The organism is Geodermatophilus sp. SMS 5-13 (genome assembly GCF_059428245.1).
In genome coordinates this window covers 1,030,204-1,055,195 of record NZ_CP165729.1, presented here as the reverse complement: position 1 = coordinate 1,055,195, position 24,992 = coordinate 1,030,204, and the positions used below count along the sequence as shown (strand labels likewise).

Annotated in this window: 21 protein-coding genes; 11 read left to right on the top strand and 10 right to left on the bottom strand. The window is 74.6% G+C overall.

Annotated elements, in window-relative coordinates; genetic code table 11:
- Positions 1-70: 70 nt before the first annotated feature.
- The 3 genes from AB3388_RS05200 (at position 71) to AB3388_RS05190 (ending at position 3,474) form a co-directional block, all read left to right on the top strand.
- Entirely contained in the window at positions 71-700 is a 630-nt protein-coding gene (locus tag AB3388_RS05200; protein WP_495409694.1) for a hypothetical protein, read from the top strand.
- Between the two features lie 90 nt (positions 701-790).
- On the top strand, positions 791-2,845 hold the full coding sequence (locus AB3388_RS05195; protein ID WP_495409693.1) for a sensor histidine kinase: 2,055 nt from the start codon (positions 791-793) through the stop codon (positions 2,843-2,845).
- Complete coding sequence (locus tag AB3388_RS05190) at positions 2,842-3,474, top strand: response regulator (protein ID WP_495409692.1); 633 nt, start codon at positions 2,842-2,844, stop codon at positions 3,472-3,474. Before AB3388_RS05195 ends, AB3388_RS05190 begins: the two co-directional genes overlap by 4 nt.
- Positions 3,475-3,497: 23 nt before the next feature.
- On the opposite strand, the gene AB3388_RS05185 is transcribed toward AB3388_RS05190, so the two are convergent.
- The 3 genes from AB3388_RS05185 to AB3388_RS05175 are packed head-to-tail and all read right to left on the bottom strand — an operon-like array spanning position 3,498 to position 6,603.
- Positions 3,498-4,397 carry an enoyl-CoA hydratase-related protein gene (locus tag AB3388_RS05185; protein ID WP_495409691.1) on the bottom strand — a complete coding sequence of 300 codons (900 nt, stop codon included), beginning with the start codon at positions 4,395-4,397 and terminating at the stop codon, positions 3,498-3,500.
- The gene (locus AB3388_RS05180; RefSeq protein WP_495409690.1) at positions 4,394-5,386 is read right to left on the bottom strand and encodes an acyl-CoA dehydrogenase family protein; all 993 of its coding nucleotides are present in this window, start codon (positions 5,384-5,386) and stop codon (positions 4,394-4,396) included. The genes AB3388_RS05185 and AB3388_RS05180 overlap by 4 nt, the downstream gene beginning before the upstream one ends.
- Positions 5,383-6,603, bottom strand: coding sequence for an acyl-CoA dehydrogenase family protein (locus AB3388_RS05175; RefSeq protein WP_495409689.1), 1,221 nt, complete (start codon positions 6,601-6,603; stop codon positions 5,383-5,385). The genes AB3388_RS05180 and AB3388_RS05175 overlap by 4 nt, the downstream gene beginning before the upstream one ends.
- A 105-nt stretch (positions 6,604-6,708) precedes the next feature.
- On the opposite strand from AB3388_RS05175, the gene AB3388_RS05170 reads away from it, so the two are divergent.
- Positions 6,709-7,356, top strand: a complete 648-nt coding sequence (locus AB3388_RS05170; protein WP_495409688.1) for a TetR/AcrR family transcriptional regulator — start codon at positions 6,709-6,711, stop codon at positions 7,354-7,356.
- A gap of 59 nt (positions 7,357-7,415) precedes the next feature.
- Positions 7,416-9,014, top strand: a complete 1,599-nt coding sequence (locus AB3388_RS05165) for a long-chain-fatty-acid--CoA ligase (protein ID WP_495409687.1) — start codon at positions 7,416-7,418, stop codon at positions 9,012-9,014.
- Between the two features lie 44 nt (positions 9,015-9,058).
- Here AB3388_RS05165 and AB3388_RS05160 read toward each other — a convergent pair whose 3' ends face one another.
- Positions 9,059-9,901, bottom strand: coding sequence for a patatin-like phospholipase family protein (locus AB3388_RS05160; protein WP_495409686.1), 843 nt, complete (start codon positions 9,899-9,901; stop codon positions 9,059-9,061).
- 81 nt (positions 9,902-9,982) lie between these two features.
- Between AB3388_RS05160 and AB3388_RS05155 the strand changes: the two genes are divergently transcribed.
- Positions 9,983-11,719, top strand: coding sequence for a class I adenylate-forming enzyme family protein (locus AB3388_RS05155; protein ID WP_495409685.1), 1,737 nt, complete (start codon positions 9,983-9,985; stop codon positions 11,717-11,719).
- A gap of 103 nt (positions 11,720-11,822) precedes the next feature.
- Positions 11,823-12,860: a potassium channel family protein gene (locus AB3388_RS05150; RefSeq protein ID WP_495409684.1), complete on the top strand. Its 1,038-nt coding sequence runs from the start codon at positions 11,823-11,825 to the stop codon at positions 12,858-12,860.
- On the opposite strand, the gene AB3388_RS05145 is transcribed toward AB3388_RS05150, so the two are convergent.
- The 3 genes from AB3388_RS05145 to AB3388_RS05135 form a co-directional block, all read right to left on the bottom strand.
- Positions 12,861-13,220 (bottom strand): cupin domain-containing protein, encoded by a 360-nt coding sequence (locus tag AB3388_RS05145; RefSeq protein ID WP_495409683.1) that lies wholly within the window; start codon positions 13,218-13,220, stop codon positions 12,861-12,863.
- A gap of 11 nt (positions 13,221-13,231) precedes the next feature.
- The gene (locus AB3388_RS05140; RefSeq protein WP_495409682.1) at positions 13,232-15,148 is read right to left on the bottom strand and encodes a peroxidase family protein; all 1,917 of its coding nucleotides are present in this window, start codon (positions 15,146-15,148) and stop codon (positions 13,232-13,234) included.
- A gap of 210 nt (positions 15,149-15,358) precedes the next feature.
- Positions 15,359-15,661 carry a hypothetical protein gene (locus tag AB3388_RS05135; RefSeq protein WP_495409681.1) on the bottom strand — a complete coding sequence of 101 codons (303 nt, stop codon included), beginning with the start codon at positions 15,659-15,661 and terminating at the stop codon, positions 15,359-15,361.
- A 190-nt stretch (positions 15,662-15,851) separates the two neighbouring features.
- On the opposite strand from AB3388_RS05135, the gene AB3388_RS05130 reads away from it, so the two are divergent.
- A complete protein-coding gene (locus AB3388_RS05130) occupies positions 15,852-16,634 on the top strand; it encodes a hypothetical protein (protein WP_495409680.1) in 783 nt (260 codons plus the stop codon).
- 9 nt (positions 16,635-16,643) lie between these two features.
- Here AB3388_RS05130 and AB3388_RS05125 read toward each other — a convergent pair whose 3' ends face one another.
- The 3 genes from AB3388_RS05125 to AB3388_RS05115 all read right to left on the bottom strand — a co-directional run bounded on the left by AB3388_RS05125 (position 16,644) and on the right by AB3388_RS05115 (position 19,860).
- Positions 16,644-18,143 (bottom strand): adenylate/guanylate cyclase domain-containing protein, encoded by a 1,500-nt coding sequence (locus tag AB3388_RS05125; RefSeq protein ID WP_495409679.1) that lies wholly within the window; start codon positions 18,141-18,143, stop codon positions 16,644-16,646.
- Positions 18,144-18,227: 84 nt separating this feature from the next.
- The gene (locus AB3388_RS05120) at positions 18,228-18,674 is read right to left on the bottom strand and encodes an SRPBCC family protein (protein ID WP_495409678.1); all 447 of its coding nucleotides are present in this window, start codon (positions 18,672-18,674) and stop codon (positions 18,228-18,230) included.
- Positions 18,675-18,678: 4 nt separating this feature from the next.
- Positions 18,679-19,860, bottom strand: a complete 1,182-nt coding sequence (locus AB3388_RS05115) for an anti-sigma factor RsbA family regulatory protein (protein ID WP_495409677.1) — start codon at positions 19,858-19,860, stop codon at positions 18,679-18,681.
- Between the two features lie 402 nt (positions 19,861-20,262).
- Here AB3388_RS05115 and AB3388_RS05110 point away from each other — a divergent pair, with 402 nt between their 5' ends.
- The 3 genes from AB3388_RS05110 (at position 20,263) to AB3388_RS05100 (ending at position 24,984) form a co-directional block, all read left to right on the top strand.
- On the top strand, positions 20,263-22,119 hold the full coding sequence (locus AB3388_RS05110) for a BCCT family transporter (protein ID WP_495409676.1): 1,857 nt from the start codon (positions 20,263-20,265) through the stop codon (positions 22,117-22,119).
- Positions 22,120-22,130: 11 nt separating this feature from the next.
- A complete protein-coding gene (locus AB3388_RS05105) occupies positions 22,131-23,213 on the top strand; it encodes an FUSC family protein (RefSeq protein WP_495409675.1) in 1,083 nt (360 codons plus the stop codon).
- Between the two features lie 112 nt (positions 23,214-23,325).
- On the top strand, positions 23,326-24,984 hold the full coding sequence (locus tag AB3388_RS05100) for a PP2C family protein-serine/threonine phosphatase (protein ID WP_495409674.1): 1,659 nt from the start codon (positions 23,326-23,328) through the stop codon (positions 24,982-24,984).
- Positions 24,985-24,992 lie beyond the last annotated feature (8 nt).

The window sequence follows — 24,992 nt, the reverse complement described above, 5'->3', positions numbered from 1 at the left end:
CTGCCTCCCGGGAGCGGAGGAGCGGCAGCGTCCACGGCGCCGGACACGTCCCATTCCCGAGGAGTCCCCGATGACCGCTCCAGCCACGAGGCACGCAGCGACGGCCGCGACCGTCGGCGCCGTCCTCTGGATCCTCGTCCCCGTCGCCTTCTCCACCATCGATCTGGAGGGAACCGACCGGGGCACGCTCTCCTTCGCCGCCTCCGTGACGGCGGCGTGGCTCTGCCTCGCCGTCGCCCCGCTGCTGCTCGTGGCCGGGCTGCCGCCGCTCCGGCAGGCGATCGCGCCGGGGGGCGGTCGCCTCGTCGCCGCCGGCGCCGTCGTCGCCGGCACCGGCTTCGCCGCCATGGGCCTGGGCAACGGGATCGAGCTCGCGTCGATCACCGCCGGGGGCGGCACCGTGGCCGCCGGCCACGCGATCTTCCTCGCCGGTTACCTGGTGTCGATCGTCGGCGGCGTGCTGCTGGGCATCGCCGTCCTGCGCCGGTGCCCCGACGTCCTGGGGCGCACCGCGGGCACGCTGCTGGCCCTCGCCTTCCCGATCGGTCTGGCCGTCGGGTTCGTCGGGACGTCGCTGAACCCCGACAACGACGCGTGGTTCTTCGCCGCGGTGACCGTCCCCACCGGCGTGGCCTGGCTGCTGCTGGGCCGCCGGCTGTCGGGCACGCGGACGGGTGTCCCGGCCTCGACCACCGTCTGACGCACGCACGCCGGGGACCGCCGCGGGGGGTCCCCGGCGTTGACGCGCGGAGCTCGGACGGTCATGGTGCCGACGACGAGGGGTGGCGAGGTGAGCGCGCAGCAGATCACCACGACCGGGCCGGTCCGGGTGGCCCGGACCGGAGCCGTCGTCCGAGTGGTGGCGTGGGCGATCGTGCCGCTGTACGCGGCGGGCATGATCACGTTCCTGGTGCTCAGCGGCCGGGTCGACGCGGCGCAGCAGCTGAACCCGGCCGAGGGGGTGCCGATCCTCGTCGGCTTCGGCCTGTCGGCCGGACTCGGTGCGCTGCTGGTCCACCGCCGGCCGGGCAACCCGCTCGGCTGGCTGCTGTCGGGGACCGCGCTGCTGATCTCGCTGGCGGTCGCCGGGGACGCCTGGGCCGAGTACGTCGTGACGACGACCGGCCGGGCCGACGCGCTGGCGACGTTCGGCGCGTGGCTGCAGAGCTGGTACTGGTTCGTCCTGCTCGGCCTCGTCGTCGTCGCCCTGCCGCTGTTGTTCCCTGACGGCCGGCTGCCCTCCCGGCGGTGGCGGCTGGTGACCGCCCTGCCCGTCGCCGGCGTGGGGACGGCGGCCGTGCTCGGCATGCTGTCGGAGACGATCAGCCCGCACGAGATCGACTTCCCGATCGAGAACCCGATCGGCGTCGCCGGCCTTCCGCCGGTCGAGGAGTCGCCGGTCTTCGGCGTGCTGAGCGCCCTGCTCGTGATCGGCATGGCGGAGGCAGTGGCGGCGGTCGTCGTGCGCTGGCGGCGCTCGCGCGGCGAGGAACGGCAGCAGATGAAGTGGTTCCTCTTCGCCGTCGCGCCGGTGGTGCTGCTCCCGCTGGACCAGCTGCCCTGGGTGGGTTCCGTGGCGTTCGCCTGGGCGCTGATCGCGCTGCCGGTCGCGGTGGCGGTCGCCGTGCTGCGCTACCGGCTCGACGGCATCGACGTCGTCATCAACCGGACGCTGGTCTACGCCGCGCTGACCGTGCTGGTCATCGGCGTCTACATCCTGGTGGTGGGCTGGCTCGGCGCCGCGCTGCGCCGGGACGACGACCTGCTGATCTCCCTGGTCGCGACCGGGCTGGTCGCGGTGCTGTTCGCCCCCGTGCGGGCGCGGCTGCAGAAGGCCGTCGACCGGCTGCTGTACGGCTCCCGGGCGGAGCCGTACGCCGCGCTGTCGCGGCTCGGGGAGCGGCTGGAGGACACGCTCGCGCCGGACGCCGTCCTGCCGACGATCGTCACCACCGTGCGGGAGGCGCTGCGGCTGCCGTACGCCGCCATCGTGCTCCCGGACGACGACCGCCCGGTCGCCGCCGCCGGCGCGCCGGTGCCCGAACCGGTGCGGCTGCCGCTGACCTACCAGAACGCCGAGGTCGGCGCGCTGCTGCTCGCGCCGCGGACCGGCGAGAGCGGGTTCTCCCCCGCCGACCGCCGGCTGCTCTCCGACCTGGCCCGGCAGGCCGGGGTCGCGGTCTCCGCCGTCCGGCTGACCGCGGACCTGCAGCGCTCCCGCGAGCTGCTGGTCGGCGCGCGCGAGGAGGAGCGGCGGCGGCTGCGCCGGGACCTGCACGACGGGCTCGGCGCGCAGCTGGCCGGCCTCACCGTGCAGGCCGGGGTGCTGCGGTCCCTGGTCGCCCGGGACCCGGCCGCGGCGCAGGAGCTGGCCGGCGAGCTGCGGCAGGAGCTGCGGACGGCGATCGCCGACATCCGCCGGCTGGTGCACGGACTGCGGCCGCCCGCGCTCGACGAACTGGGCCTGGCCGGGGCGCTGGAGCGGCTGGCCGAGCGCTCGACCGCCGACGACGGCCTGCGGGTCACCGTCGAGACGCCGGCGGCGCTGCCCGCACTGCCGGCCGCGGTGGAGGTGGCGGTGTACCGGATCGCGCAGGAGGCACTGGCCAACGTCGTCCGGCACGCGGCGGCGGCGCGGTGCGCGGTGCGGGTGGACGTCGATCCGGAGGAGGTGCGCGTGACGGTCACCGACGACGGCGCCGGGTTCGCCCCGGGGTCCCCCGGCGTCGGGCTTGCGTCGATGCGCGAGCGGGCGGAGGAGATGGGCGGCGTCTGCACGGTCGGGCCCGGTCCGGCCGGCGGCACCGTCGTCCGGGCCCGGCTGCCGCGGGGAGGCGGGCGATGAGGGTGCTGGTGGTCGAGGACCACCCGCTGTTCCGCAAGGGCGTGGTGGCCCTCCTCGACACCGTGCCGGACGTCGAGGTGGCCGGCACCGCCGCCTCGGGCGAGGAGGCGGTCGCCCGGGCCCGGGAGCTCTCCCCCGACCTCGTGCTCATGGACCTGCAGCTGCCCGGGATGAGCGGCATCGAGGCCACCCGCGCGATCGTCGCCGCCGACCCGGCCGTGCGGGTCCTCGTGCTCACCCTGTTCGAGGACGAGGACTCGGTGTTCCTCGCGCTGCGCGCCGGGGCCCGCGGCTACGTGCTCAAGGACGCCGACGAGGAGGAGCTGGTCGGCGCGATCCGGTCCGTGGCCCGCGGCGAGGCCGTGTTCGGCGAGGCCGTCGCCGGGCGGGTGCTGGCCTTCTTCGCCGCCCCGCGGCCGGCGCCCAAGGTGTTCCCGGCGCTGACCGACCGCGAGCGGGAGATCCTCGAGCTGATCGCCCGCGGCTCCCCGAACCCGTCGATCGCGCGCACGCTGTCGCTCTCGCCCAAGACCGTGGCCAACTACGTGTCGGCGATCTTCGCGAAGCTCCAGGTGGCCGACCGCGCGGAGGCGATGATCCGCGCCCGCGAGGCCGGCCTCGGCGGTTAGGGCCAAAGTGGCCATTTTGGCCCTCAGGCGGGGCTCACGTCGTCCGGGGGCGCGGGCCAGCGGGGGACGCCGGCGACGTCGGGCCCGTCGCCGAGCGGGGTGCTGAACTCGGGCGGCCGCTTCTCGAGGAACGAGGTCACGCCCTCCGCGGCGTCCGGGCCGCCGCCGAGCCGCATGAGCGCCTGCGACTCGAGCCGGTGCGAGTCCCACGGGGACGGCGCCCCGAGCATCGACCACAGCAGCCCGCGGGCCGCGGCGACGGCCACCGCGGAGGTGTTGTCGACGATCTCCGCGGCGAGCGCGCGGGCGGTGGGCAGCAGCTCGTCGTCCGGGACGACGCGGGAGACCAGCCCGCCGCGCAGCGCCTCCGCCGCGTCGAACACCCGCCCGGTGGCCACCCACTCCATCGCCTGGCTGATCCCGACCACCCGCGGCAGGAACCAGCCGGACGCGGCCTCGGTGACGATGCCGCGGCGGGCGAACGGGAAGCCGAACCGGGCGGACTCGGCGGCGATGCGCACGTCCATCGGCAGGGTCATCGTCGCCCCGACGCCGACCGCGACGCCGTTGACCGCGGCGATGACCGGCTTGCGCAGCGCGGCGAAGGCCAGCGAGACGACCCCGCCGCGGTCGCGGGGGACGCCACCGACCGTCTCGCTCATCGGCCCGGCCGGCCGGTTGGCCACCCGGTTCGCGTCGAAGGTGTCGCGGCCGCCGGAGAGGTCGGCGCCGACGCAGAACGCCGTCCCGGCGCCGGTCACCAGGACCACCCGGACCGACTCGTCGGCGTCGGCGGCCGCGGCGGCCTGCACCAGTTCGTCGGCCATCGTCCCGGTGAACGCGTTGCGCTTGTCCGGCCGGTGCAGCGTGATCGTCGCGACCCGGTCGGCGACGTCGTAGCGGATCTGGGCGTACTCCGTCACGCGAGCGCACCCGCGACGGCGAGGCGCGCGACGGTGTCGAGGTGCTCGGCCTCGTCGCCGAGCAGCAGCCGGTCCACCTTCGCCCGGCGCCAGTACAGGTGCGCGTCGTGCTCCCAGGTGAACCCGATGCCGCCGTGCACCTGGATCAGGGTCTCCGCGGCCCGCTCCAGCGTGCTCGCCGCCTGCGCCTTCGCGGCGGCCGCGGCCAGCGGCAGCTCGTCGGGCGCGGCGTCGGCCGCCCAGGCCGCCCACCACACCAGCGAGCGCAGCTGGTCCACCGCGACCCAGGCGTCGACCAGCATGTGCTTGACCGCCTGGTAGGAGCCGATCGTGCGGCCGAACGCCTGGCGCTCCTTCGCGTAGGCCACGCCGAGGGTGACCGCGCGGTCGGCGGCGCCGAGGTCCTCGGCGGCCAGGACGACGGCGCCGGCCTGCCGTGCCCGGGCCCAGAGCTCGGCGGCGTCCTCGACCAGGACGCGGCGGGAGGTCAGCCGCACCGACGCCAGCCCGCGGGTGGCGTCGAGCGGCTTGCCCGCGGTCGCCTCGCCCTCCCCCACGACCAGCGACCGGCCGTCCAGCGCGAGGAACGTGGTGGCGTCGGCGGCGTCGATCGACGGGTGCGAGCCCTCCGACGACCCGTCGACGACGGCGAACGCCACCGAACCGTCGGCCAGCTGCGCGGCCAGGTCGGGGACGTCGGCGAGCAGCACCGCCGCCCGCGCGGCGGTGACCAGCGACGGACCGGCCAGGACGGCGCCGCCCTGCTCGGCGACGACCGCGAGGTCGAGCAGCCCGCGGCCCGCGCCGCCGGCGGACTCCGGCACGGTGATGCCGAGGAAACCGATGTCGGCCAGCGCCTTGCGGCCCGGGCGGACCGGACCGGCGCCCTCCAGCGCCTGGCGGGCGGCACTCGGCGAGGCCTGCTCGCCGAAGAACTCCTTCGCCGCGGCGGCGGCGTCGCGCTGGTCCTGATCGAGGTCGAAGTTCACCGGGAGCCTCCCGAGAAGGGCGCGGTCTTGTCGGAGCGTGGTTCCGGCGGCAGCCCGAGCACGCGCTCGCCGAGGATGTTGCGCAGCACCTGGTCGGTGCCGCCGGCGATCGCCAGGCCGGGCAGGTAGGCCTGGGTCCGCTGCCAGGCGTCGTCGCCGTCGGCGTCGGTCCAGAAGACGGCGTCGTCGCCGAGCAGCCGCACACCGGCGTCGGCGACCAGCTTCGCGGCCGCCGTGCCGGCGAGCTTGCCGGCGCTCGACTCCGGCCCCGGGACGCCGCCCTGGCTGAGCACGGTGAACCGCCGGTAGCCGGTGTACCGGGTGGCCAGCGCGGCGACCACGGCGCGGCCGACCGCCTGCCGGGCGAGCACCTGCCGCTCCGCGTCGAGGCCGGGCAGCCGGTCGCGGGCGTGCGCGACGAGGGCCTCCACCGGCAGGCCGAGGTCGGTGCCGGCGCCGCCGATGGCGACCCGCTCGTTCATCAGCGTGGTCAGCGCGACCCGCCAGCCCTCGCCGGGCTCGCCGAGCCGCTCGGCGTCGGGGATGCGCACGTCGTCGAAGAAGACCTCGTTGAAGTTCGCGCTGCCGGCCATCTGGCGCAGCGGCCGCACGGTCACCCCGGGCGCGTGCATGTCGACGACGAACATGGTCAGCCCGGCGTGCTTGGGCCGGCTGGGGTCGGTGCGGGTCAGCAGGATGCCGTAGTCGGCGACGTGCGCCAGCGTCGTCCACACCTTCTGCCCGTTGACGACCCAGTCCTCGCCGTCGCGGACGGCGGTGGTGCGCAGCGCGGCCAGGTCGGAGCCGGACGCCGGCTCGCTGAACAGCTGGCACCAGACGTCGTCGGCGCGCAGCAGCCGGGCGAGGTAGCGCGACTGCTGGTCCTCGCTGCCGTGCCCGATGACCGTCGGCCCGCACATGCCGATGCCGATGTAGTTGATCAGCTGCGGGATCCGCGCGCGGGCCAGCTCCTGCGCCACGATCGCCTGCTGCACCAGCGTGCCGCCCCGCCCGCCGTGTGCCTTCGGCCAGGTGACGCCGACCAGGCCCGCCTCGGCGAGCACCCGCTGGGTCCGGCGCATCTCCGCCTCGTGCCGGCGCGCGTCCGGGGCCTCCTGCCCCGGTTCGACGTGCAGCAGCTCGCCCGCGTGCTCCTCGAGCGCCGACCGGACGTGCGCCCGGTACGCCGCCTCCTCGGGGGTGTCGTCGAAGTCCACGGCGCGCCTCTCGTCGTCGAGCGGGGGGAGGTCTGCGAGCCTCGCACCGCTGCGCGGTAACGGTCAACGGTGACCGGAAGGGGTCCGACGTCCTACGCTCGCGCGGTGGTCGCGCCGCCCTCCGCCCCCGCCGCCGACGGCGCGCGGGCCCGGCGCAGCGCCGACAGCCGGGCGCTGATCCTCGAGGCGGCGGTCGGCTGCCTGGTCGAGGACGGGTACGCCGGCGCCTCGACCCTCGCCGTCCAGGCGCGGGCGGGGGTGTCCCGCGGCCGGCTGCTGCACCACTTCCCCTCCCGGGCCGAGCTGCTGGTCGCCGCCGCCGACCACCTGGCCACCACCCGGCTGACCGAGCTCCGCGAGCGGGCCGCCGCCCTCATGGCCGACGAGCCCACCGGTCCGGCGCGGATCGACCGGGCCCTGGACCTCATGTGGGCGACGTTCCAGGAGCCGCCCTTCTGGGCGGCGATGGAGCTGTGGGTGGCCGCCCGCACCGACGGCGAGCTGCGCGGCTCGCTGCAGGCCCAGGAGCGGCGGCTGCGGGCGGCGATCCGGGCGGTCGCCGACGAGATCTGGGGCCCGGAGATCGCCGCCGCCTCGCTGTACGCCGAGCTGTGCGAGCTGCTGTTCACCAGCATGCGCGGGGTCGCGATGGTCTACGCCTTCGAAGAGCGCCCGGCCGCCACCGACCCCCACCTCGACCTCTGGAAGCGGCTCGCCCGACGACTGCTGTACGCCGATCCCGGTCAGGGTTGACTGCCGCGTCACCTCGCAGCGAGCATGGCGCGCATCACACCGACGCGAGGGAGCGTGCGATGAGCGTCCAGATCCCCGTCCTGCAGGGCCGGGGCATGACGATGAGCGACCAGCTGGCCCGCTGGGCGCGCAGAACGCCGGACGTCTCCGCGCTGCGCTTCGACGGCGGGGGTCTCACCTACGCGGAGCTCGACGAGCGGGTCACCCGGCTCGCCCGCGCCCTGGAGCAGCGCGGCGTCGGGGTCGGCGACCGCATCGCGGTGCTCGCGCTGAACGGGATGGAGGTCTGGGAGGCCTACCTGGCCGGGGTCCGGCTGGGCGCGATCGTCGTCCCGGTCAACTTCCGGCTGGTGGCCGACGAGATCGCCTACGTGCTGGCCGACAGCGGCGCGGTCGCGCTCGTCGTCGACACCCCGCTGGCCGAGGTGGCGGCCAAGGCCCGCGAGCAGGTGCCCGACGTGCGCACGACGCTCGTGGTGGGCGGCGGGAACGCCGGGCCGGGCGGCGAGGACTACGAGGCGGCGGTGCAGGCGGCCTCGGCCGAGCCGTTCGACCGGATCGTCGACGAGTCCGCGCCCGCGTTCATCATGTACACCTCCGGCACGACCGGCCGGCCCAAGGGCGCGGTGCTCACCCACCACAACCTGCTGATGCACGTCTTCAGCCAGGTGGCGACCTACGGCGTCGACCCCACCTCCGAGAAGGTCGGCGCGCCCGGCGCCCCGATGTTCCACATCGCCGGGCTCGCGGGCGGTCTGCCGCCGCTGCTGCTCGGCGGCACGCACGTGATCCTCCGGTCCGGCGGGTTCGACCCAGTGGCCACGCTCGACCTCATCGAGCGGGAGCGGATCAACAGCATCTTCCTGGTGCCGGCGATGTGGGCCGCTGTGGTCGCCGTCCCGGACATCGCCTCGCGCGACCTGTCCTGCCTGACGCGGATCTCCTGGGGCGCGGCGCCGGCGTCGACCACGCTGCTGCGCACGATGATCGACACCTTCCCGCAGGCCGAGGTGATGACGGCGTTCGGGCAGACCGAGTGCAGCCCGGTCACCACGCTGCTGCGCGGCGAGGACTCCGTGCGCAAGATCGGCTCGGTCGGCACCCCGATGCTCAACGTCGAGGTCCGCGTCGTCGACGAGCTGATGAACGACGTCCCCCGGGGCCAGGTGGGCGAGATCGTCTACCGCAGCCCGATGGTCATGAAGGAGTACTGGAACAAGCCGGAGGCGACGGCCGAGGCGTTCTTCGGCGGCTGGTTCCACTCCGGTGACCTCGTGCGCGAGGACGAGGACGGCTACTACTACGTGGTCGACCGCAAGAAGGACATGATCATCTCCGGCGGGGAGAACATCTACTGCGCCGAGGTCGAGGACGTGCTGGCCGGGCACCCCAAGGTCGGCGAGGTCGCGCTGATCGGCGTCGCCGACGAGAAGTACGGCGAGGCGCCGCTGGCGGTGATCAGCCCGCGCGACCCGGCCGACCCGCCGACGCCGGAGGAGCTGTCGGAGTTCTGCCGCGAGCGGCTGGCCCGGTACAAGAACCCGAGGCACTACTCGATCGGCGGGCCGCTGCCCCGCAACCCCAGCGGCAAGATCCTCAAGACCGAGCTGCGCACCCAGCACAAGGCCGGCTCGCTCGTCTCCGACCCCGCCGTCTGAGGTGGCGTGGATTCGGCGGGGTCACCCCGACGAATTCCACTCCGCTAGTGCCAGGCCTCGGCGACGCGGTCGCGCACCGACTTGGCCTGCGCCCGGCCGGCCCGCGCCGACGGCGCGCGGGCGGCCGGGTCGAGCACGTTGCGGCCGATCGCCGCGCGGCCGGCCTCGTCGGGCGTGACGACGGCGACCCGCGCGAGCAGCCCCTTCACCTGCGTGTCCACGCCGGGCAGCGGGCCGGCCCCGCGCGCGATCGGCGCCAGGACGACGACCCGGTCGTAACCGGCCGCGAGGTCGGCGTTGGCCGCCGAGCGCATGCCGCCGTCGACGTAGCGGCGGCCGCCGATGGTCACCGGCGGGTAGACGCCGGGCACCGCGCACGACGCCGCGACCGCCTGCAGCAGCGGCACGCCGGAGTCGCGGTCCAGCGGTCGGAACTCGCCGGTGGCCGCGTCGACGGCGGTGACCACGAGCCGGCGGTCGGGCCACGACGTGCTCAGCAGCCGGGAGCCGATGACGTCGAGTCGCTCCTGCTCGGTCGGCGTCAGCCCCGCCGCCTCCGCCTTGAGCGCGAGCGTGCCGACGCGGCGGCGGAACTCCATGTCGCGGCCGCGGCTGGTCAGCATCGCCCATGCGTAGCGCGCCAGGTTCGCCCGCGTCATCCGCGCGACGCGCTCGCTCGAGGGCGGCTCGAGCTGCCGCTCGAAGAGGAACTCGGGCGTGCCGCCGCAGGTCACCTGCGCGCCGACCACCGAGCCGGCCGAGGTGCCGACGACGAGATCGGCGGTGGTGAGGTCGACGCCGGCCTCGGCCAGGCCGGCCAGGACCCCGATCTCCCACGCGATGCCCGTGATGCCGCCGCCACCGAGGACGAGTGCTGTCCGCTCCACCACGCCATCGTGGCAGGCGCTGTCGGCTGTGACGTGAGCCACGCTAACGTTTTCGCACGGACCCGTACCGAGAGGACGCCGATGACCGCGCCGCACCCGACAGCCGACACCACCGCCGCCAGCTGGCCCCCGGGGCTGCCCCGCTCGCTGGACTACCCGCGGGTGCCGGTCGGCTCGATCCTGCGCGCGGCGGTGCGGCGCTGGGGCGACCGGACGGCGTTCCTGCACCACGACGTGCCGCTCACGTTCACCGAGCTGGGCCGGCGCGCGCACGCGGTGGCGAACTGGCTGGCCGACTCCGGCGTGGGCCCGGGCGACGTGGTCGCCGTCCACCTGCCCAACTGCCGGCAGTACCCGGCCGTCTACTACGGCGTGCAGCTCGCCGGGGCGACGTTCTCCCCCACCAACCCGCTGCTGACCCCGCCCGAGCTGGCCGCGCAGCTCGCCGACTCCGGCGCCCGGGTGCTGGTCACCTGGGAGCAGGTGCTGCCGGCGGTCCGCGCGGCGCTGCCCGCGACCAAGGTCGACACGGTCGTGGTCACCGGCCCCGCGCACGTCGCCGACTTCGCCGCCCGGCTGGACCTGGGCGAGGGCGAGACCGACCTCGCCGAGCTGTTCGCCGCCGACGCCACCGACCGGCACCTCGACGCCGGGCTCGACGTCGCCGGCGCCCTCGCGCACCTGGCCTACACCGGCGGCACGACCGGGGTCAGCAAGGGCGTGGAGCTGCCGCACCGCAACGTCGTCACCAACGTGCTGCAGTCGGCCTGCTGGACGTCGGGCTCGCTGCCCACCCTCGACGACGAGGGCGACGTGACCCTCGACCAGATCGGCGCCGAGGACGAGTTCCCCACCCGCCTCGGGACGGCGAGGATCATCAATCTCACGCCGTGGTTCCACGCGATGGGCGCGATCGGCTACCTCAACGGCATGGTCGTCTCCGGCACCACCGTGATCATCCACGACCGGTTCGACCCGGCCGCCTACGTCGCCGACGCCGCGAAGCACCGGGTCACCAGCATCGGCGGCGCGCCGCCGGTCTTCGTCGCGCTGCTGCAGGTGCCGGGCATCGCCGAGGCCGACCTCTCCAGCGTCCGGGGCGTCTCCAGCGGTGCCGCCCCGCTGCCGGTGCCGCTGATCGAGAAGCTCAAGGCGCTGCTGCCGGGCGCGGTCATCGGCGAGGGCTACGGCTTGACCGAGGTGACCATGCAGGCCACCGGCAACCCGTCGTTCCGGTCGGGCACCCGCAAGCCCGGCACCGTCGGTGTGCCCGTCTTCGACACCGAGATCAGCATCCAGCCGCTCGGCGGCGGCGCGCCCCTGCCCCCGGGCGAGCGCGGCGAGGTCTGCATCCGCGGCCCGCAGGTGATGCGCGGCTACGCGCACCGGCCGGAGGCCACGGCCGAGGCCATCGACGCCGACGGCTGGTTCCACTCCGGCGACGTCGGGATCCTCGACGAGGACGGCTACCTGTCGATCGTCGACCGCACCAAGGACATGCTGCTCTACAAGGGTTACAACGTGTTCCCGCGCGAGCTGGAGGAGATCCTGTTCGCCCTGCCCGGCGTGGCCGGCGCCGCGGTGGTCGGCCGGCCCGACGAGGAGGCCGGGGAGCTGCCGGTCGCCTACGTCGTCCGCCGGGCCGACGAGGCGGGCGGCGCGCTCACCGCCGACTCGGTGATGGCGGCGGTCAACGAGCGGGTCGTGCACTACAAGCGGCTGCGCGACGTGGTGTTCATCGACGCGATCCCGGTCTCGGCCGCCGGCAAGGTGCTCAAGCGGGAGCTGGCGGCGCGGGAGCGGGCGGCCGCGTCGTAGGCACGGGGCGGGCGCCGCCCCGACACGGCGCCCGCCCTCGTCCGGCCGCTCAGCGCGGCCGGACCTCCCGGATGCCGGACAGGCGCTCGGTTACCGTCCCCCCGTGGTCGACGGCGTGGAGGATCCGCACACCGGGGTGCACCTGGCACACGTGGAGGAGTCCCCGATGCGCCAGGTGGGCCGCCGCGTGATCCTCGCGCTGGCGGTCCTGGCCGTGACGGTGGGGATCATCTATCTCGACCGCGACGGCTACCGGGACGGCGACAGCGTCGGGCTCTCGCTGCTCGACTCGATCTACTACGCGACCGTCACGCTCTCCACGACCGGGTACGGCGACATCACGCCGCTGACGCCGGCCGCTCGCATCGTGAACATCCTCGTGATCACGCCGCTGCGGATCGCGTTCCTGCTCATCCTCATCGGGACGACCCTGGAGGCGCTCACCGCGCGCTCGCAGGAGGAGTTCCGCATCCGGCGCTGGAGGTCCCGCGTGCGCCATCACGTCGTCGTCTGCGGTTTCGGCACCAAGGGGCGCAGCGCGATCCGCTCCATCCAGGCCACCGGCACCCCGGTGGAGCAGATCGTCGTGGTCGACCCCGATCCGGCGGCGGTGGAGGAGGCGACGTCGAACGGGCTGACCGGGATCATCGGCGACGCCAGCCGCACCGAGGTCCTCACCCGCGCGGCGGTGCAGCGGGCGCGGGCGGTCATCGTCGCGGCCAACCGGGACGACGCGGCGGCGCTGATCACCCTGACCGTCCGGCAACTCAACCCCGGCGTGCCGATCACCACGAGCGTGCGCGAGGAGGAGAACGCCAAGCTGCTGCGCCAGTCCGGCGCGGACACGGTGATCACCACCTCGGCGACGTCCGGGCGGCTGATGGGCCTGTCGACGGCGTCCCCCGGCGTGGTCGCCGTCGTCGAGGACCTGCTCACCTCGGGCACCGGGCTCGACCTCACCCAGCGCCCGGTCGCCTCCAGCGAGGTGGGGCTGAGCCCGCGGCAGCTGCGTGACGTCGTCCTGTCGGTGACCCGCGGCGGCCAGACGCTGCGCTTCGACGACCCGCTGATCGGCACGCTGCAGTCCGGCGACGTGCTCGTGGTGGTCAAGTCGCACGGCCCCGCGGCGGCCGTCCTCTAGTCAGAGCCGGGACAACCCCTGGACGGAGCTCGCTTCCCCGTCCGGGTTGGGCCCGTAGATCGCCAGCATCCGGGCATGGGTGGGGGCGGAGTAGTGCCCGGTCGTCCCCGCCGGAACGCGCACGGCGCTGCCGGCCGGCACCTCGACGGACTGGCCGTCGCAGGAGACGACGAGCACTCCGTCGAGGACGTAGTTGTACTCGTCGTGCGGGTGTGCGTCCGACCAGGCCTCGCCGGTCAGCTCCCACTCCATCAGGGCGACCTGGGACCAGCCCTCGGGCCGGGGGGCGAGGAGGGCGTGCGAGCGCGGACGCCCGGGCCGGCCCGTCAGGGGGCCGCCCCGGTACAGCTCCGGGGGCATCGCTCCTCCTATCAGGTGGCCCGCCGCCAGGGGGCGAACGCATTGTCGACACCGCGCAGCGCCGGGCGCAGCTCCGGGAGGTGCCGGAGCAGCACGGTGCGCATGTCGTTGTCCCGGATCCAGGCCAGCCCGGCCGGGGAGTAGATCTCCGGACGGAAGTCGCGGGTGAAGAACCGGTCGCTGTTGAGCCGCCGGGAGGCCATGAGGATGAAGATGCGGAACGCGGTGTCGCTGAACGCGAACCCGGCCGGCCGCTTCTCGGCGAACAGGCCGACCATCAGGTCCACCCGCTCGACGTCCCCGTAGAGCTCCGCCATCTCCGCGGCGAGGTCGGCGTCGTCGGTCAGCTCGGCGAAGCTGCGCGGGGCGGCGAGGTGCAGCAGCCGGCGGAACTCGCAGTACCGCGGGACGCCGAGCTCGCGGATGCGCACGAGGTCGGTGGCGGCCAGGTCGACCACCTTGCCGTCGGGCCGCTCGTACTGCTGCAGGAACCGGGGGTAGTTGCGCAGCACGATCGCGCCCGGGTGCGCGATGCCGAAGGAGTAGAAGAGGTCGCCGAGCCCGAACCCCTGCAGGATCCCGCGGGAGTTCGGGCCGGCCAGCTCCGGGAAGGCGCAGGCGCGCAGCGCCCGGTCGTCCTCGGCCGCCCGCAGGTCGAACTCGTCCCTCATCAGCGGGTGCATCCGGTAGACGGCGGTGAACTCCTCGGTGAGCGAGAACGGCACCCCGTAGTGGTGGGTGTCCGCGCCGGGGATGCCGCTGATCAGCTCGCTGTCGCTGAGCCGGCCGAAGGTGCGGGCGATCCGCTCACCCGCGATGCCGAACCAGTTCGCCCGCAGCGCGGTGACCGTGGTGGGGTGGCTGATGATGGCGGGCGTCCACTCGACGGTGTGGATCTTGGCCAGCAGCGCCGCGACCACCAGCCGGGCGCGCTGGAACAGCTGCTCGTCGGACCACTGCGGGTACTCGGCGGCCAGCCGCGCGCAGACGGCGTTGTGCTCGCGGATGAACAGGCTGGCGAACATGCCGAGCCCGGTCCACCAGCCGGGGACCCGCGTGGGGTCGAGCGCCGGATCCTCGGGCAGCGGCAGCAGCCCGCCGTCCAGGTGCAGCGTGCCGCCCTGGCCGGTCCGGACCCGGCGCTGGTCCTCGGCCGTGGACCCGTAGATCGACGAGCCGTCCCACCAGTGCGTGACCTCGTTGACCGTGGTGACCGGGCCGTCGGCCCCGGGCGGCCGGGTGGGGTCGGTTGTGATGCGCGGGATGCGCATCGGGTCCTCCCACCACCGGTTCCCCGGCGCCAGCGGGATCTCCACGAGGCGCGACGTGTCGCCCTCGCCGTGGCTGAACCAGTCGCGGATCATGAACTGCAGCCACGCGGCCGCCAGCGTGTTCACGGTCTCCGCGGGCTGGAAGATCTCCCGGGTCAGCAGCCGGCGGCTCACCTCGCGGGGACTGGGCTCCAGCAGTTCCTCGGCGGTCACCGGGAGCACGCTGTCCAGCGGGATGTTGCGGCCGAAGCGGGCGCCCTTGCTGCCCATCGCCGGGTGGTCGAGGTCGTTGTACGTGCCGTCGACGCTGCGCTCGACGAGGTGCTGCGGGGTGCGGGGCGGCACCGGCGGCGCGCCGACGATCGGCACCCGCGCCGAGGGGTCGTGCAGGTTCTGCTGCCGCAGGATGTTGCGCACCCCGATGAGGACGGCGAGCCCCGGGATCCTCGGCAGCCGGTCCCAGCCGACGACCCGGTCGACCAGCTGCGCGACCTCGTCGTAGACGCGCCAGACGATCGACTGCTTGTAGTCCGCGCCGGGGACGGGCGGCTCCCCCGGCGGGGCGGCACCGCGCTCGTCGTCCGCGGCGGTCCGCGGCCGCGGCACATCGGGGCTCGTCGTCCGGGTGCCGGTCCTGCCGGGGGTGTCGGTGCTCATGGCGAACTCCTGGACGGTCGACCGGGACCCCTGCGCCCCAGGCCCGACCCAATCTCCTCCTGCCGAGGACGGGGCCACAAGGGCGAGGGCGCCTATTATCGGAATTGCCGAAGGGCGACAGAGAATGACGTCACGAGCGACGAATCCGGAGCCATTACCACGTCGCCGTTACCGCAGCGTCTCGACCGCGTCCCCCGACGATTCCTGGGCTCAGATCGCTTGACGGAAAAAGAGGGCGAGCGGATTCTGCTCTCCCAAACCGGCACGAATCGCCGGGCCGCCGGTGCACAGAAAGCGCGGGTCGCACGAACCGGTGAGCGGCTCGACGGCGCTGCCGATCCGAGGGGGGACGATGAGCGCTCTGGACGAGAGGAGTGACGTCGCGCCCGGCGCAGGGGACGACGCCACCGAGCCCGCTCCGCCGTTCCCCGAATCCCGCCCGGTGACCCGCGCCTGGCGCGAGGAATCGTTGACCCGGGCCGCGGAGATGGTGAACTTGTCGGCCTGGGTCACCCACCTGCCCTCCGACCGGCGGCCGCACCTCCACCCGGCTGCCGATCGCGCGCTCGACTGTGCGATCCGGGTTCACGCCGCCGAAGCGCGAGCGGCCGTCCTGGACGAGGCGCCCCCGTGGCGGACCGGTGCACGCCTGGCGAGGGCGGCCAGCAATCTCGACGCCGCCGAGGCCGACCTGTTGCGCCGCGTGCCTCTGGACTACCTCCGCGGGCAAGTTCCCGGCCTGTACGCGCACATCCGGCGGCATCTGCCCCGCGACGATCCCCGCCGTCTGGCCGTGAAGGGGCTGGTCAGCGACAAGAGGGGCAAGGAGCTCGACGAGCCGGATCGGGAGCACCTCATCGGCGCGGTGCGCGCCGCCAGCTCGGCCGCCGAGCGGGAACAGCAGCGCGTCCGGAGCTTCTGCGCCATCGTCCACGGCGCCGCGGGCGGGCTCACCGTCCTCGCCCTCGTGGTGGCGCTGCTCGGCGCGTTCATGCCGCAGAACGTCGCCTTGTGCTTCCAACCCCAGGCAGGACCCGACGTGCCCCCCATGCTCGTGTGCCCCACGGCGAGCAGCCCGCTCGCCGACGCCGACGGGAACCCGCGAGACGTGGACACCGTCGTGGCGTCGACTGCCGACCGCTGGGACGTGCCGCTGGTCGAGATCGTCGGGATGGTCGCGGCGGGCGTCACCGGGGCGGTCGCGCTGCGCCGCATCCGGGGCACGTCGACCCCCTTCGGCGTTCCGGTGGCCCTGTCCGTGCTCAAACTGCCCACCGGGGCCCTGACCGCCTTCCTGGGCCTGTTGCTCATGCGGGGTGGGTTCGTCCCCGGCCTGACCGCGCTGGACACGACCCCGCAGATCATCGCCTGGGCCGTCGTCTTCGGCGGAAGCCAGCAGCTCGTCACCGGCCTGGTGGACCGCCAGGCGCAGAACGTCCTGGACTCGGTCGGCAACAAGACCTACGCGCCCTCGGGCGGGTCCTGACCCGGCGGGTCAGTCGAGCCGGCGGACCCAGGTCCCGGTCGGCTCCCCGCGGCCGCGCAGCTCGACGTCGGCGTCGCGGACCCAGTGCGCGCGCTCCTCCGGAGACGCCGCGCGCACCGTGGGGTCGCTGGCCACCGCCCGCCCCGGGTGGTCCTTCGCCAGCTCGGTGAGCCGGGCGGCCTCGTTCACCGGGTCGCCGATCACCGTGTACTCGAGCCGGCTGGCCGCGCCGACCTGGCCGGCCCACACCCGCCCGCACGCCACGCCGACGCCGATGTCCAGCTCGCCGGCGGCGCGGACGGCGTCGCAGATCCGGCGGGCCGCGCGCAGCGCCGCGCCGGCCGGGTCGGGGTGCTCGGCCGGGGCGCCGAACACGCACAGCGCCGCGTCGCCCTCGAACTTGTCGACCAGCCCGCCCGCGTCCTCGACCGCGTCGACGACCACGGCGAAGAAGCGGTTGAGCAGGCCCACCATCTGCTCCGGCCCGGTGCGCCGGACCAGGGCGGTGGAGCCGACGACGTCGACGAACAGCGCCGCGGCCGTGCGCAGCTCGCCGCCGAGCTCGACGCCGGCGTCCAGCGCGCGCTGGGCGACCGTCGTCCCGACGTGCCGGCCGAACAGGTCGCGCAGCCGCTCCCGCTCCGCCAGACCCGCGGCCATGCTGTTGACGCCCTCCTGGAGCAGGCCGATCTCGCCGGCGTCGTCGACCACCACGCGCGCCGCGTAGTCCCCCTCCCCCACCCGCGCGACCGCGCGGCGCAGGTCGCGGAGCGGCTGGCCGACGTAGCGCGCGGTGAGCAGCGTGGCCAGGCCGCCGACCAGCAGGGCGACCACGGAGAGGAAGACGACGACGGCGCGGCCGGGGCCGTCGGGGTTCGACGGGTCGAGGACGAGCAGCACCAGTCCGAGCAGCGGCACGGCGCTGGTCAGCCCCCAGGTGAGCAGCAGCCGCGGGCGGACCCCGAGGGTCAGCCGGCCGGCGGGCGGGTGCGCGGCCAGCGCGCGGGCGGTGACCGCGCGGGCGGCGCGGGCGACGAGCAGGTAGGTGACGCCCGCGGTCACGACGCCGCCGAGCAGCGTCGCGATGCCGGTGCGGAACCCCACCCGCGGGTCGGGGAAGGCGGCCGCGGAGACGACGCCGACGAGCACCGCGGCGACCAGCCAGACCAGCGCGGCGACCAGCGCGGTGTCGACCGGCAGCCGCAGCGCGTGCGCGGCCTCCTCGCGGGTCGGGGCGCGGCCGGCCATGAGCCAGGCGTTCGTGACCCGCTGGCGGCGCATCCCGATCAGGGTGCCGACCGGCAGCGCGAACACCGTGTAGGCGATCGCCGTCCAGAGGACGGTCGGGCGGCCGGCGTCGTCGCTGCCGCCGGAGACGCCGACCAGCAGCAGGATGACCGTGGCGACGCCGACGAGGTTCGCGAGGTTGACCAGCAGCACGATCAGCGGGACGGCGCCCCGGCCGCTGGGCGCCCACGAGGCCCACGCGCCGCGCCGGTCACTGCTCACGACCGGGTCAACGAGCCCCGTCGCCGCCGGCAACGGCCCGCTCCCCGATCGTGATCATGCCGTCATGATCGCGGACGGGGCGGATCATCGCTGGTCGAGCAGGGTGCGGAGCCGGGCGAGGTCGGCGCGGTTGGCCCGGCGGACGGCGGTCGCCAGGAACGGGGTCGCCCAGCGGGCGAAGCCGCGCGGCCGGCCGCGGTTGCGCAGCGTCATCCGGGTGCCGTCGGCGTCCAGCGACTGCCAGGTGTAGGTGGTCTCCATGGGGAAGGGGCCCTGCGCCGTCCGCATGACCAGCCGCTCGCCGGGCACCAGGTCGGTGACCTCGTAGGTGTAGGCGAGGCGACGGCCGAGGAACCGGGCGACGAAGTCCATCCGCGAGCCCACGGCGAGCGGCGGCGCGGTCCGCCACTCGACCGAGTCGATGTTCGCGTACCACTCGGGGGCGTTCGCCGGGTCGCTCGCGTAGGCGGCGACCTCGGCGCGGGGACGGCGGATGACCGTCTCGGTCACCACGTCGATCTCGCTGCCCACGGCGCTACCCCAGCCCGTGCGGCGCCAGGACCATCTCGCACTTCGGGCAGCGCAGGTCGCGCGGGACGTCGACCCACGCCAGGTCGTCGATCCGGACGAGCTCGTCGGCGTCGACGAGGTCGCAGAACGACGCGCCGTCGCCGTCGACCGCGTGCATCGTGCCCGAGCGCGGGGGCGCCCCGGACGACGTGCCGGCGCCGGGGACGACCGCGTCGACCGTGCCGTCCGCCAGATCGGGCAGTCGGCCGCCGCGCAGCCGCACGGTGAAGCCCTCGGCGTGCGGGATGAGGGCGATGTCGACGCCGGGCAGCTGGTGGCACAGCCACAGCCCCAGTCCGGGACCGGCCGAGCCCTCCGGGGCGGGGATGAGCCCGGTGAGGGGATGTGCCGGGCCGGGGCCGGTGTCGTGGACGCTCAGCACGATCCGGTCGGTCGCGGTCCAGGCCCGGACCGTCGTGGGCGGCCGGCCGTGCAGCTCCGCGTTGACCACGGCCTCGGACAACGCGAAGAGCAGGTCGTCGAGTGCGGCGGGGCCGATCCGGCCCGTGGCGACGTCCGCGACGCGGCGCCGGATCTGCCTCAGCGAGGCGCCGGCCAGTTCGAGGGCCGGAGCGGTGGACTGCAGCGGATCGAACTCCGGCGGCAGGCTCTCGAACGCGTCGACGTCCTGGTAGCGGCGGCTGTCCACGGCATCGCCGTCGGGGGTGACCAGGCGGCGGTGCGTGCGTTCCACGACGTCGCGCACGTCCCCCGCCACGGTGGTGGCGTCGTACAGGCAGCGGCTCCACACGGGGTAGTCCTGCCAGACGGTGTTGACGGCGGACTCGTACCGGTCCCACCCCGCGAAGCGACCGCCGTTGCCCTCGTGCGGGACGTCCCCGGCGATCCGGATCTGGCCGGCACCGGACGACAGCTGCCGGTCGAACTCCCGGCGGTACGCCTCGATCGCCCGTGCGGGCGAGGCGTACAGGCTCGCGTCACGGATGAACGTGAGGCCGTCCGATCGGGGCAGCGCTCGCCGGATCAGGTCGCACTTGCGCTCGTCGTATCCGATCACGACCGGTTCGTCCGAGGCGACCCCGTCGGTCACGAAGGGCACGATCAGCGCCAGGAACTCGCTGTCGTCGACGTAGAACCCGCCCTCGTGGAAGTTCCCGACCCAACCGTGCGCCGCACCTGCCCTCATGGCTTCGCCCCCAGGACCGCAGCGATAACGCTACGCCGATCGCGGCGTCGCGGTCGGCGACGGGGCAATGCCGCCGGGGGCGTGCCGGCGGAGCGCCGCAGGCCTTCCCGGCCGTGACCGCGAGAAGGATCACAGCGCCGGATCGACCGTGTGACCGCCGGCACCCACGGCGGCTGACCTGCCGCGACACGCCGGGACCGGACGCCCTGCCTCGGCACAAGACGACAAGCATCACGTAATCCGACTGTGCGGGTTTGCGCTCCGAGCCCCTCGGGGATAACGCTAGGAGTAGTGGTTCGAGTGCGCTCCGTGTACGCCTCGGCCGCCCTGACCGTGGACAGCACGTCTCCCCGCACACCGAACGGAGGGCGCCCCTGCGCGGGCGCAGCACCACCTGTGACGATGACTTCTCCTGCACCAGCGGGTGCGCGCAACCGCGAGCTCGCCGCGGCGGCGCAGACCGACGAACACCCGGCCATCGCCGCGCCGCCGCCCCCCGTGGCGGACGAGAAGGGCTCGCTGGACCGCGTCGTGTTCGCCGTCTCCGCCGCCCTCGCCCTGGCCTTCGTCGCCTGGGGCTTCCTCAGCCCGAGCGGCCTGGGGTCGGCGAGCGGCTCCGCGCTCACCTGGATCGAGTCGAACCTCGGCTGGCTGTTCGTGACCCTGGCCTCGGCGTTCGTCGTCTACGTCCTGTGGCTCGCCGGCAGCAGGTACGGGCGCATCCCGCTGGGCCGCGACGACGAGGCGCCGGAGTTCCGGACCGTCTCGTGGATCGCCATGATGTTCAGCGCCGGCATGGGCATCGGCCTGATGTTCTACGGCGTCGCCGAGCCGCTGGCGCACTACGTCGCCCCGCCGCCGGGCACGGTCGACGCGGAGTCCGGCGAGGCGATCAAGACGGCCATGGCCACCACGCTGTTCCACTGGACGCTGCACCCGTGGGCGATCTACGCCGTCGTCGGTCTCGCGATCGCCTACGGCACCTTCCGCCGCGGCCGCAAGCAGCTGATCAGCGCGGCCTTCGAGCCGCTGTTCGGCAAGCGCCGCACCGAGGGGCCGGCCGGCAAGCTCATCGACGTCCTGGCCATCTTCGCCACGCTGTTCGGCTCGGCGGCCTCGCTGGGCCTCGGCGCGCTGCAGATCGGCAGCGGCGTGGAGATCCTCGGCTGGGCCGGCCACGTCGGCAACGGCGTCCTGGTGGGCATCATCGCGGTGCTGACCGCCGCCTTCATCGCCTCCGCGGTGTCCGGCGTCGGCAAGGGCATCCAGTGGCTGTCCAACATCAACATGGTGCTCGCCGTCGTCCTGGCCGTCTTCGTGTTCGTGGTCGGCCCGACGGTGCTGATCCTCAACCTGGTGCCCGAGGCGGTCGGCAGCTACTTCTCCGACCTCGCCGAGATGGCCGCCCGCACCGAGGCCACCGGCGGGGACGCGATGGCCGAGTGGCTGCGCGGCTGGACGGTCTTCTACTGGGCGTGGTGGGTCTCCTGGACGCCGTTCGTGGGGCTGTTCATCGCCCGGATCAGCCGCGGTCGCACGATCCGCCAGTTCGTCACCGGCGTGCTGCTGGTGCCCAGCGCGGTCACGCTGATGTGGTTCGCCGTCTTCGGCGGGGCCGGCATCTCCGTCCAGCAGTCCGGCGCGGACATCGCCGGGCAGGCCACCTCGGAGGGACAGCTGTTCGGCGTGCTCGAGCAGTACCCGATGGCCACCGTGATGACGGTGCTGGTGATGACGCTGGTGGCGATCTTCTTCGTCTCCGGCGCCGACGCCGCCTCGATCGTCATGGGCTCGCTGTCCGAGGGCGGCACCCTGTCGCCGAGCCGCCGGACGGTCGTCTTCTGGGGCGCCGTCATGGGCGCGGTCGCGGCGGTGATGCTGCTGGTCGGCGGCGACGAGGCCCTCACCGGGCTGCAGAACCTGACGATCATCGCGGCGCTGCCCTTCGCCCTGGTCATGGTCGGCCTGGCGATCTCGCTGGCCAAGGACGTGCGCTCGGACCCGCTGGTGCTGCGCCGCACCTACGCCACCGAGGCGGTCGAGCAGGCGGTGGTCGAGGGCATCACCAGGCACGGGGACGACTTCGTGCTGGTGGTGGAGGCAGCCGGGGACGACGTGGCGGCCGCCCCACCGGTGCAGTTCGCCGACAACCGGGCCGGCGTGGCGCCGGTGAGCGAGCAGACCCGTGCGGGTGCGGTCGGGGACTCCTCGGTGGTGGGCACGCCGGAGCCGGCCGGCCGGCGGCGCACGCGCGAATAGACGGCGGGTCCGTGGTCCGGACGAGGGAACTGCTGCGCGAACCCTGGGTGCAGCGTGGCCTGCGGGCGGCGCTGGCCGCGGCGCTGGCGTGGCAGGTGGCGGTCCTGCTGCCGCCGGCGATCGCCCAGTACGCCTACTACGCCCCGCTCGGCGCGGTCATCGCGGTGCACCCGACGGTGGCCGACTCCGCGGCGGCGGCGTGGCGGACGGTGCTCGCCATCCTGCTGGGCTTCGCGCTCGCGGTCGTCGTCCACCAGCTGACCGCCGCGATCCCGCATGCCGTCACCATCGCGCTGATCGTCGCGCTGGCGATCGGCATCGAGCAGTGGCGGCTCCTCCAGGAGCACGCGAGCTGGGTCAGTTTCGCCGCAGTCCTCATGCTCACCGTGGGGACGGCGGCGGACCCCGCGCGATACGCGCTCGCCTACGCCGGACTGACCCTGCTGGGCGCCTCGATCGGGGTCCTGGTGACCACGGTGCTGTTCCCGCCGATGCAGCTCACCACCGCGGTGCGCCGGATCGCGACCACCCGTGAGCTGCTCGCCCGGCACCTGGGGGACATCGCCGCCGGGCTGCGCCGCGGCGAGGTGCCGACGCCGGACGAGTGGGCGCTGCGCGGCGCGGAGCTGGAGACGGCGCTGGACCGGATGCGGGTGGCCGAGGGCGTGGTGGAACGGGCGCGGCGGGCCAACCCCCGCGCGCGGCGCTGGGGCGGCTCCGCGGCCGGCATCCGGGAGCAGTCCCGCGCGCTCGACCGGGTCGCCGTCCTCGTCGACGACCTCACGATGCTGGTCGTCGAGTTCCAGCCGCACCGCCACGGGATCGACCGGATGGACGGCCGGACCGGCTGGGTGCTCGCCGACGCGCTGGACAGCCTGGCCCTCGTCGTCTGCCTCCCCCACCGGACCGACGGCGCGGCGCGGGACACCGCGATCGCGGCGGCCGACGAGGGCCTGCAGCGGCTGACGACGCTGCTGCGCACCTCCGAGGTCACCGACGACGCGGGGTTCTTCGCCCTCGGCGCGGTCACCGTCGGCATGCACCGCTCGCTGGACACACTGCGCGACCGCGACCGCGACCCGCACCCGACCTGACCCGCCGCCGAAACCGGCCGTCCCCGGGGCATCGACCCCTCGTGCTCAGGTCTGCCGTAGCCTCGGTTCACCCCCAGGGACGCGGGGTGAGCCCGACGGAGCCGGGGTCGTGGTGAGCGAGACGCTCTCCCCGCTGGAGTCGGAGACGGCCGTGCGCCTGGCGGGGCGCGAGCAGCAGGTCGCCCTCTTCGACCGCGAGTGGTCCATCCGCTACGTCGACCGGGCCACGGCCGAGCTGCTCGGCCGGCCCGCGGCGGAGCTGATCGGCCGCAACATCTGGGTCGCGCTGCCCGAGCTGGGCGGCACGTTCTTCCACAGCTTCCTGCTGCGGGCACGCAGCACCGGCACACCGGTGACCTGGTCGGGGTTCTACCCGCCGACCGGCCGCTGGCTCGAGGCCACGGCGGTGGTCGTCGACGACCTGCTGCAGGTGTCGGCGCGGGTGATCGACGGCCGGTCCGCCGAGCACCGGGCCGGTGGCTCCATCGGGTCCGACGAGGGCGCCGCCCGGCTGCGCTTCCTGGCGGAGGTCAGCGAGACCCTGATCGCGACCCTGGACAGCGGGGAGACCGCCGCCCGGCTGGTCGAGCTGGTGGTGAGCCGGCTGTGCGACTGGGCGTTCGTCACGCTGCGCGGCGACGACGGCCGCTTCGGCGAGGACGCGTGGACCCACCGCGACCCGGCCCGCCGCGCCGACCTGACCACGTACCTGACCGGGCGGCTGCGGGACGCGGGCGACGCCGTCCTGCACGAGGCGCTGCTCTCCGGCGCCCCGGTGCAGCTGGTGACTCTCGATCAGGCGCGGGTCGCACCGACGCTGCCCACGGAGGAGGTGCGCGGGGCCTGGCGGCGACTGGACACGACGTCGTGCCTCATCGTGCCGCTGCGCGCCCGCGGGGAGACCTTCGGCGCACTGGCCCTGCTCAACTCCCGGGACCGTCCACCGCACACCGAGATGCAGATCGCCACCGCCGTCGAGGTGGCCCGGCGCGGTGCGCTCGCCCTGGACAACGCCCGCCTCTACGGCCGGCAGCTCACCGTCGCCGAGACCCTGCAGCAGAGCCTGCTCACGCCGCCGCCACCGGTGACGGGCCTCCAGATCGCGGTCCGCTACCGGCCGGCGACGGCCTACCAGCAGGTCGGCGGCGACTGGTACGACGCCTTCGCCGAGCCCGGCGGGGCCACGCTGCTGGTCATCGGAGACGTCGTCGGGCACAACGTGGCGGCCGCGGCGGCGATGGGACAGGTCCGCAGCATGCTGCGGGCGATCGCCTACGACCGGGCCGAGAGCCCCGCCCGGGTGCTGACCCGGGTCGACCGGGTCCTCGCCGGCCTGCACGTCGACACGCTGACCACCACCCTCGTCGCCTGCATCGAGCCGGCCGCCACGGGACCGTGCACCCTGCGCTGGTCCTCGGCCGGGCATCTCCCGCCGCTGCTCGCGGGGCCGGACGGCGGCGTGCGGGTGCTGGACAGCGCTCCGGAGCGGCTGCTCGGCACCGACACCGCCGCGCCCCGGACCGACCACGAGGCACAGGTGCGGCCGTCCGACACCCTGCTGCTCTACACCGACGGCCTGGTCGAGCACGGCCGCCGGATCATCGACGACGGCATCGCGGAGCTGCGCGCCGTCCTCGGGGAGCTGGTGACGCTCCCCCTGGACCGGCTCTGCGACCGGCTCCTCGACCGCCTCGTCACCGGCCGCACCGACGACGACATCGCCCTGATCGCCGTCCGCTGCGGCCCGCGGGACGACACCCCGCCCGTCTGACCGTGCCG